At 41.0% G+C, this 9,228-nt stretch carries 10 protein-coding genes and 2 tRNA genes; all 12 read right to left on the reverse strand.

What is annotated here, in order from left to right; all coding sequences use genetic code 11:
* Positions 1 to 10: 10 nt before the first annotated feature.
* On the reverse strand, positions 11 to 205 hold the full coding sequence (locus AN619_RS04565) for an amidohydrolase family protein (protein ID WP_068555303.1): 195 nt from the start codon (positions 203 to 205) through the stop codon (positions 11 to 13).
* 183 nt (positions 206 to 388) lie between these two features.
* Complete coding sequence (locus AN619_RS04570) at positions 389 to 832, reverse strand: AAA-type ATPase lid domain-containing protein (protein ID WP_157064910.1); 444 nt, start codon at positions 830 to 832, stop codon at positions 389 to 391.
* On the reverse strand, positions 747 to 1,358 hold the full coding sequence (locus tag AN619_RS04575) for a hypothetical protein (protein ID WP_068555305.1): 612 nt from the start codon (positions 1,356 to 1,358) through the stop codon (positions 747 to 749). The genes AN619_RS04570 and AN619_RS04575 overlap by 86 nt, the downstream gene beginning before the upstream one ends.
* Positions 1,359 to 1,395: 37 nt before the next feature.
* Positions 1,396 to 2,967: a cardiolipin synthase gene (gene cls / locus AN619_RS04580; protein ID WP_242867328.1), complete on the reverse strand. Its 1,572-nt coding sequence runs from the start codon at positions 2,965 to 2,967 to the stop codon at positions 1,396 to 1,398.
* 178 nt (positions 2,968 to 3,145) lie between these two features.
* Positions 3,146 to 3,838: a helix-turn-helix domain-containing protein gene (locus AN619_RS04585; protein WP_198153239.1), complete on the reverse strand. Its 693-nt coding sequence runs from the start codon at positions 3,836 to 3,838 to the stop codon at positions 3,146 to 3,148.
* 81 nt (positions 3,839 to 3,919) lie between these two features.
* The gene (locus tag AN619_RS04590) at positions 3,920 to 4,333 is read right to left on the reverse strand and encodes a CGGC domain-containing protein (RefSeq protein ID WP_068555307.1); all 414 of its coding nucleotides are present in this window, start codon (positions 4,331 to 4,333) and stop codon (positions 3,920 to 3,922) included.
* A gap of 60 nt (positions 4,334 to 4,393) precedes the next feature.
* Entirely contained in the window at positions 4,394 to 5,044 is a 651-nt protein-coding gene (gene trmB, locus AN619_RS04595; RefSeq protein WP_068555308.1) for a tRNA (guanosine(46)-N7)-methyltransferase TrmB, read from the reverse strand.
* Positions 5,045 to 5,105: 61 nt separating this feature from the next.
* Positions 5,106 to 6,392: a 3-phosphoshikimate 1-carboxyvinyltransferase gene (gene aroA, locus AN619_RS04600; RefSeq protein ID WP_068555309.1), complete on the reverse strand. Its 1,287-nt coding sequence runs from the start codon at positions 6,390 to 6,392 to the stop codon at positions 5,106 to 5,108.
* Between the two features lie 55 nt (positions 6,393 to 6,447).
* Positions 6,448 to 7,494: a 3-dehydroquinate synthase gene (gene aroB / locus AN619_RS04605; protein WP_068555310.1), complete on the reverse strand. Its 1,047-nt coding sequence runs from the start codon at positions 7,492 to 7,494 to the stop codon at positions 6,448 to 6,450.
* On the reverse strand, positions 7,476 to 8,612 hold the full coding sequence (aroC, locus tag AN619_RS04610) for a chorismate synthase (protein ID WP_068555314.1): 1,137 nt from the start codon (positions 8,610 to 8,612) through the stop codon (positions 7,476 to 7,478). Before aroC ends, aroB begins: the two co-directional genes overlap by 19 nt.
* A gap of 336 nt (positions 8,613 to 8,948) precedes the next feature.
* A tRNA-Ser gene (locus AN619_RS04615) sits at positions 8,949 to 9,040 on the reverse strand.
* A 61-nt stretch (positions 9,041 to 9,101) separates the two neighbouring features.
* Positions 9,102 to 9,185: transfer RNA gene (locus AN619_RS04620), tRNA-Leu, on the reverse strand.
* Positions 9,186 to 9,228: the final 43 nt, after the last annotated feature.

Genomic DNA, 9,228 nt, shown 5'->3' on the forward strand with positions numbered 1-9,228 from the left:
TTTTTATTGTTCAAAGGTTCCCTTCACTACAATATCCTTCTTTTGCACCATTACTTTTCCCCCGGGCGATCACGGTATCTATGGTAAAGGTTTCTCTATCTACCAATACAATATCTGCATCTTTGCCGATTTCCAAGCTGCCTTTATTTCTAAGCTTTAAAATTCTAGCGGGATTCGATGTGGCAACCTTTAAGGCATCCTCCATGGGTACGCCGTCTATGCAAATGGCATCCTTGATCTCTCGAAACTCCCATCAACAGATTCCTTTTCTTCATTCCATATGAAATCATCAACGCAAATTCCATGCCATTGATTGCCCAAACATTTTGGGGATGCCCCCCCTTCAAATGGTGAAAGCTATCTTTATATTGATAACCATTTATAACCTTTATGATCCATTTGCCATGAGCTTTTCTGCAATCCGTTTCCCCTTTTTCGTCAGTTTGGTACCTGCTCTGCCCTTGCTTTTTACGAGGTAACCATGTTCCTCCAAAATATTCATTCTCTGTCTAATTTGGGGTTCCTTCAAAGGATGGCCCTTTTCCTTGGCTTTTTGGGCAATCTGTTTTCGACCGATGAGACAATTTTCCAGCATCCCTTGATATAGGGCACAAAGAATAAAATGCAATTCCTCTGCATTGCCCAGCTTCTCTATTTCCTCTTCCTCTTTCCTGTCTTCCCTGTCCAATAATTTGATCTGGAAAAAGCTTGCTTCTGGTATATCGCTGAATCGAATCACATCATCTTCACATACTGCCAGCATATATTCGATGGTATTTTTTAATTCTCTGATATTTCCATACCAACTGTAGCATTTTAATCGGTGAATCACTGCATCTTGAATTTTTAATGGAAGTCATGTTCATCAACCTCGGCCCGATATCAATAATTTCTTCTGCGAAATCGGGAACCTTATCTACCTCCCCCGGTGTAACAGCTATTTTCACCGGCTTGACCCCCTTGATCCCCGGATAATAGGGAATATATTTTATATGATTAATCCCCATTTCTTTTAGCTTTCCGATGGAATCAAAGACAGTTTCTGCCACATCATTGACAAAAAGAACCTCTGTTCCTTCAGGTACAAACAGCAATTGATCAATAAAATTGTAATTGATGGTTCTTCTTGCAGAAATAATTTTATTTTTGCTGTTTTCGCTTAAATAGGGAAGGGCTTCCTCATATACCAGATCGGAGGATACAATAATCAAATCCCCTTGGACGAGCTCTGTGATCCCCTCGTCAATGGCATAACTTTTTATTCGGATATATTCCCCAATATATCCCTTTAACTGTTCCAGCAGGGTCTTTCTGGTTTCTTCTGTCCCTGCAATCAATGCTATTTCTTTTGCAGTCAATGGATTCCCCCCCCTTATCAATTCTTCGGCATGGAGACTAAAGCAATGGCGATAGCAGCCTCCCCGTGGCTTCCTTGATCTTCTCCCACATGGGTCTTTTTAGATATTCTTCCAGAATTACTTCTTCACTGTCCTCCATATCCATATAAAAATCCTTCTCCATTCGTGCCACAATATCCTTGTCATAAATGAAGGCGTTTACTTCAAAATTAATTTGAAAACTTCGCATATCCAAATTTGCTGTGCCCACGGAAGCTGCAATTCCATCCACAAGCAATATCTTTGCATGGATAAATCCTTTTTTGTATTTATACACCTTTACCCCTGCCTGCAGCAGATCTTCAACATTGGACATGGAAGCCCAAAACACCGTACGATGGTCCGGATAGCTGGGAAGAATAATCCGAACATCCACACCGCTTAAAGCAGCAGTTTTTAACGCCATCATAATGCTCTCATCGGGTACCAGATAGGGTGTGTTGATCCATATCTTTTCCTCTGCGGAAGATATGGTAGCAAAATAGGCTTGCATGATGGACTGCCAGTCAGAATCCGGTCCACTGGCAGCAATTTGTATCAATTGCTCTCCATAATAAGAAAGCTTTGGAAAATATGCTTCATCATAGGGAAGCTGCTCCTTCGATACGAAATGCCAATCCTTAAAGAAAATATTCTGCAGTCCGTACACAGCTTCTCCTTCAATACATAGATGGGTATCCCGCCAAAAACCTAAATGAGGATTTCCTCCCAAATATTCATCTCCAATGTTTAGCCCTCCCAGAAACCCTATTTTCCCATCGACTACAATAATTTTTCGATGATTTCGATAGTTTAATTCACGGCTTAGCACGGGAAAATACACAGGCAAGAAGGCGTAAATTTCTACACCTGCCTCCCGCATATCCCGGAGATACGCCTGACTGAGCTTCCAGCTTCCCACACTGTCATAAATCACCCTTACCTTGATTCCTTCCCGTGCTTTCCCCATCAAAATATTTTTGATCAACCCCCCTATGCCATCATCTTTTATGATAAAATACTCCAAATGAATATGATGGCGGGCCTTTTGCAGGGCTTCAATAATTTCCTGAAAGGTTTCTTCCCCATTGGTAAGCACCTTAGAACGATTGTTGATAGTAAAGGGAGCATTGGCATTGTTTAATATGAGGCTGATCAGTCTCTTTTTTACAAAACTTTCGTCATCCTTGAACAAAGCCTTATCTTTCATGGCCTCTCTTTGATCCCGGGCTATGGCTTCAAATTTTTCAAAATCAATATGTTTCTTTTTCTTAAAGATATTTCTCTTCCGAAAATTTTGTCCTAAAAACAAGTAGAAAATAAATCCGATGACGGGTACTAAAAATAGGATCAAAAGCCATGCAATGGTCTTTGCCGGGTTCTTATTTTCCATAAAGATAACCAGAGCAATAAAGATCGTATACAAAGTAAAGATTGTCCCCAGAAACATTTCAGCCTTCTGAAAAAATCCTTGAAAATCTGTTTCCACAGGCAAATAATCAATATATCCATAGGCATTCACCGCCAACACATTCAAAAGCACCTGCAGGGCCAGCAATACTCCGATGATGATTTTACCTTTAAATCTCACCTTATCCACCACGCTATCGATTTTGTATTAATATTATTATACTAAAATTCCTTTTTCTTATCGCAGGTACTAAAGAAATATTTTTATGATCTATTTTCAATTAGCGATAAAAATCCCCAAAGTCTTGAAGACATGATCCTCTCCACAGCCTTGGGGTTCAAATCAAAAATCATTCAACTTAAAAATCAATTTCCACACGGATTAATTTCCCTAGAATCTTTACATCTTTTGTATCTTTTGTCACTGCCTTCCCATCCTGGGTGCCCTCCACCCATTGCATCCTATTTCCTTCCACTTTCTTTATTTTTCTCAATCTCCTTTTTCCATCATATTCTATCAGGTGAAATGCCCCATTTACCAGCTCATGATTCATATAGATCAGCCCACGGTCTCCCTTTCTGATCCTGTACTGACTTAAGGTATCATCCGGTATTTCTATATAAATTAATTTGTCAGGATGAAAACCCTCCACTTTTTTCTCTATAATAGGAAAGCTTTTATACCCTTTTATTTCCTTCATTTCCACATCACAGACAGGCACTCTCTTGATAATATTGGAGAGGGCATCTTCCCATTGATCCAAAGGTTCTATTTCTTTTCTTCTGACGGGCGTAATTTCTATAGTTCTAAGGGGTTTTTCCTCTACCCTTTCCTGTACTTCCTCCTTTGGAGGTTCCAAAGCCATACTTTCTTCTAAATTTACCCCCAAGACCTTGGAGATCTGCGCCAAAAGTTTCTCATTCACGATTCTTCTTCCGCTTTCTATATCCAGTATAAAGGATTCCGTTACGCCACACTTCTTCCCTAACTGCTTTGGCGTTATCCCCTTCTTCGTTCTCTCTTCCCGAATTTTTTCTCCTACGCGACTCATGTTCCCACCTCTTATGAAAAATTCATGGTTGTTTCCTTTATATTTTGCAATGCAGTTTATGAAGATTACCGCTGATCCCATCTATTCATAGGTGCGATAAATGCCTTCGGATCTCTTTTTAAAAGCATTTTTGCTGATATAGGACCCTTCCACCACATGGTAAAACCCTTTTTTTGCCACAATACCCTTGATATATTCCACATGGGGACATCGATCATAATGATAATTATCTGTCGTCATACAGGATGCCAAATGAATCACCACATCATCCTTGGATAAGGTTGTCTTTGTTTTCAGCTTGCGCCCTAAGTGTTCCAGCTTTGCAGCAACACTTTTCCCACAGCATCCTCCACAGGTAAAAGAGAGGTATTGCACATCCTCATCGTACCCTTCGAATTTGCCCTCCTTTTTATAGAAGGAATCCGTACAGGCAAAACCGCTGCACCGATGATGGGCCACATCACATTGAATGATCACTACATACTTTGGCTTCATTCTGCCATCCCCCTTATTCATGATTGCATATCTATATTGGAGCATAGTTCTTCTGCAATGTCAATTTCTTTTCACAGCCTCACACCGATAAATTTTCATACCCATAGCAGAAAATTTATCTTCGTATTCTGTAGTAATTTTATCTTCTATACCGCTGATATGGCTGCCGTGCAAATCAAAAGTAATATTGGCCAGTCGCAGATCACAAAGAGAAAATTCATTCAATGAAAATTCGAATAGTTTTTCATTATCTGTCTTGAAATGAATTTCACCCTTTTCCACCAGAATTTGTTTATATTTCTCTAGAAAATTTCTATAGGTCAGCCTCCTTTTCGCCCACCGTTTCTTGGGCCAAGGATCGCAGAAATTGATATAAATCCTATGGATTTCATCTTGTGAAAACACTTCTTCAATTTTATTGATATCATACCAGAGGAAGGCAATATTTCTCAAGTTCTTCTCTGCTGCTTTTTCTACTGCCTTTAGCAGCACTTCCTCCTTTATTTCCATCCCAATAAAATTTATTTCCGGGTATAAATCAGCCAAGGTGGTAATAAACTGTCCCCTTCCTGTTCCTAATTCAAGGTGGATGGGATTTGTATTCCCAAAATAGGCCCCCCATTTGCCTTTTAATCTTTGCGGCTCTACGCAAACATACCGTTCATAACCCAGCAATTTTTCCTTTGCTCCCGGTTTTTTTCTTCTCCTCATGCCTTTCGTCTCCTATCCTATTTTCATTCTTATAATTTACCACTCGCATTCCTTATATATATCATTTATTTTTCATAATTTTAGCTACAATATCAAAAAAGGTGGGAAAAGATATGGCAACACATTCGGGATTATCAATTTCTACCCCTTCCTTACTCGCAAGTCCTGCAATGGTCAAAGACATGGCAATGCGATGATCTTGATAACTCTCTATCCTTCCCCCACGCAAAGCTTTGCCTCCTTGAATCATCATTCCATCCTTCGTTTCTTCAATGAAAGCACCCAGCTTTTTCAGTTCTGTTACCATGGCTTTGATTCGATTGCTTTCCTTTACCTTTAATTCTTCTGCATTTCGAATCACCGTAGTCCCTTCGGCAAAACATGCGGCAACGGCAATCGCGGGAATCTCATCAATCAATCTAGGAATAATTTCTCCGCCGATTTCTATCCCTCGAAGCATTCCCCTCTTTACCCGAATATCTCCCATCTGCTCCCCGGAACATTTTTTTTTGTGCATGACCTCAATGTTTGCTCCCATTTGGAGCAATACATCAATGATACCGGTTCTTGTAGGATTTAAACCCACATCCTTGATTCGTATCTCTCCATCATCCAAGATGGAGCCCAGAACCAGAAAAAATGCAGCAGAAGATATGTCCCCCGGCACAAAAATCTCCCTTGCCTGCAGCTTTTCCACAGGACGGCAGACAACTTCCAGCCCCTTTACCTCTATATCTCCTCCCATATATTTTAGCATCAATTCCGTGTGATTCCTGGATTGTTGAAATTCCCGTAGGGAAGTTCTTCCATCGCCATAGAGGCCTGCCAACAGTATGGCAGATTTGACCTGGGCACTGGCAACAGGCATTTCATAATGGATTCCCTTGAGTCGTCCTTTTCCTTTTATGGCCAAAGGAGCATAGTTTTCCTTCTCTAGGCCGTAGATATCTGCTCCCATCTGTCTTAAAGGTTGGATGACCCTGTCCATGGGTCTTTTTTGTATGGATGCATCTCCTGTAATTTCACAATCAAAATTTTGTCCAGCCAAAATCCCTGACAACAGGCGAATTGTTGTTCCTGAATTTCCTACATCCAGCCTTTCTTCCGGCCTTTGCAAGCCCCTCAGTCCAACCCCTCCCACCTTGATATATTCTCTTCCCATCACAATTTCCACACCCATTTTTTGAAAGCAATCTATGGTATTCAGACAATCTTCCCCCATCAAAAAATTATAGATTTTGCTTTCCCCCTCTGCAATGGAAGAAAGCATGATAGAACGATGGGATATGGATTTGTCTCCCGGCACCACCATTTCCATTTTTACTCCTTTTACAGGCTGAATGAACATCCTTTATCGTCCTCCCTTGTCGATAACGTCCGGCTTTTCATTGCCTTTTCTCCTTCTACCATTGGAGTTCATGGATATCCAATAAATACTCCTTCATTTTTCCCCTTGCCACGGGCAATATGAAGGATATTTTCCCTTGTGCATTTTTCTTGTCGCCCATCATGATTTCTATAAGTTTCTGTACATCATACATGGGAATATCCACATCCATGCCTAGATTTTGAATAAAATCCGTGATTTCATAAAAATAGTCTTCGGGGATAACTCCCAACCTTCGGGCAATAAAAGTTTCCATATACATGCCAATCAGAACGGCTTCTCCATGGGTATATTTTTGATATTGTGTCATGCCTTCCAAAGCATGCCCTATGGTATGGCCAAAATTCAATATTTTTCTCACTCCCTGCTCCTTTTCGTCTAAGGCCACGATTTGCCCTTTTACCTGGCAGCATCGTCGAATTACATGTTGCATCACAGCTTCATCCATATCTTTTATTTTATGAATATTTTCTTTCAGATAGTTAAAAAAGGTGTTGTCTTGTATAATACCGTATTTTACCACTTCACCCATTCCGCTCATAAACTCTCTTTGAGGAAGAGAATACAAAACATCCGTATCAATGATCACCGCTTTTGGCTGATAAAAGGTACCAATCATATTTTTCCATTGAGACAGGTTTACTCCTGTTTTTCCCCCTACACTGCTGTCCACTTGAGCCAATAGGGTAGTAGGCACTTGGACAAACGGAATTCCCCGCATATAAACGGAGGCACAGAAACCGGCAATGTCTCCCACTACGCCTCCTCCAAAGGCTACCACTTTTGATTCCCTTGTCAAATGCTCTTTGAGCATGTAAGATAGGATCTCTATGACGGTGTCCATATTCTTGCTACTTTCTCCCGGCTCTATCACATATTTGCAGAAGGCTTCATCCCCTAAATTTTTTCCCAGTCTGTCACCGTATAAGGCATCTACATTTTTGTCAGTCAATATCAAAAGTTTGTCCCTTTCGCCCAAATACTCTGAAATATTGTCCAGCAAACCCTTCCCTATATAAATAGGGTAACTGTCTTTCCCTAAATCTACTTGAACTTTTTCCATCGCTCTTCAATCTCCTCTAAAGAATCTCCTCCGGTTTTCCTCAAAAACTCCTCCGCCACTACAGTAATGGCTACCATCTCTCCTACAACGGAAGCAGCGGGCACAGCACAGACGTCACTTCTTTCAACAGCGGCGTAGGAAATCTCCTTGCTTTCTATGTCTACACTTTTCAAGGGTTTATACAGGGTCGGTATCGGTTTCATCGCACATCGTATCACAATGGTTTCCCCATTGGACATACCGCCTTCGATTCCTCCTGCCCTATTTGTCTTTCGATAAAAGCCTCTGCCTGCATCATAGAATATTTCATCGTGAACCTCTGAACCTCTTTTTTGGGCATTTTCAAATCCCCATCCAATTTCTATCCCTTTCATTCCCTGGATGCTCATAAGTCCATAGGCCAACCTGGCATCCAATTTTCTATCCCACTGCACATAACTTCCTAATCCCTTGGGAACACCTGTAATGTATATATCAAAAATACCGCCTAGGGAATCCCCTTCTTCCTTTGCCGAATCAATAGCTTCCTTCATCTTTTGTTCCACTTTTTCATCAATGCAGCGAAGGTCAGACTGGTCAGCCTTACGAATCTCATGAATATCTTCAACCTTTCTTTCAAGCTTTACATCACCAATAGACGTCACATGGCTTATCACTTCTACCCCAAAATTTTCCATCAATTGCTTCATCATACTTCCTACCGCCACCCTGGCAGCCGTCTCCCTGGCACTGCTTCTTTCCAATACATTTCTGATATCGGAAAAATTATATTTGAAAGCTCCTGTCAAATCGGCATGGCCCGGCCTCGCCTTAGTAATTTTTTTCTCCATTTCATCAACTTCTATGGGATTCATATATCTTTTCCAATTTGCATAATCCCTATTTTCAATTTGGAAAGCAATAGGACTTCCAAGAGTTTTTCCTCCTCGAATCCCGGATAAAATTTCTATACGGTCTTGCTCAATCTCCATCCGCTTTCCGCGACCATATCCCCCTTGCCTTCGCCTTAAATCTTTGTTTATTTTTTCTATATCTATTTTTACATTGGATGGAAATCCCTCAATAATGGCTACCAAGCATTTTCCATGGGATTCTCCTGCAGTCAAATACCTTAGCATCTGGATTGCCTCCTGTTCTTGTGAAAATCTTGGCAAATCACTTTTTTTAACTTGCCCTCTTGGCAAGTCTCTTGGGTTTTCAGTATTGCATCCCATCTGATAATGCACTCCCCGTCCAGTGATGCATGCCCATGATCGATCCGTCATTAACCATTCTTCAAAGGGAGCCGATAATCCTCTTTTTCGATTCTCTTTATTTTCTCAACTCCGCCTTCACCATATCCGATTTCATCATAGAACCTACCATAAATCTCCCCTTTATTTTATAAAATCATTCTGCAAAAATACAACAAAGCACCTACATCCTTCATGTAAGTGCTTTGATGCATAACCGCGTGGCGGAGAAGGCGGGATTCGAACCCGCGCACCGGTTTCCCGGTCTAACGGTTTAGCAAACCGTCCTCTTCAGCCTACTTGAGTACTTCTCCATATCCATTTTAGAAAAACAAAATTCAAATGCTAATCCTGTCCTGTATATAATAAAAAAAATGGTGCGGGTGGAGGGACTTGAACCCCCACGCACGCGGCGCTAGATCCTAAGTCTAGTGCGTCTGCCAATTCCGCCACACCCGCATGATATTGGATGCAAGATGTCGGATCTTTCTCTCGCCTCTTG

This window comes from Thermotalea metallivorans (assembly GCF_001562415.1).
GTDB lineage: Bacteria > Bacillota > Clostridia > Peptostreptococcales > Thermotaleaceae > Thermotalea > Thermotalea metallivorans.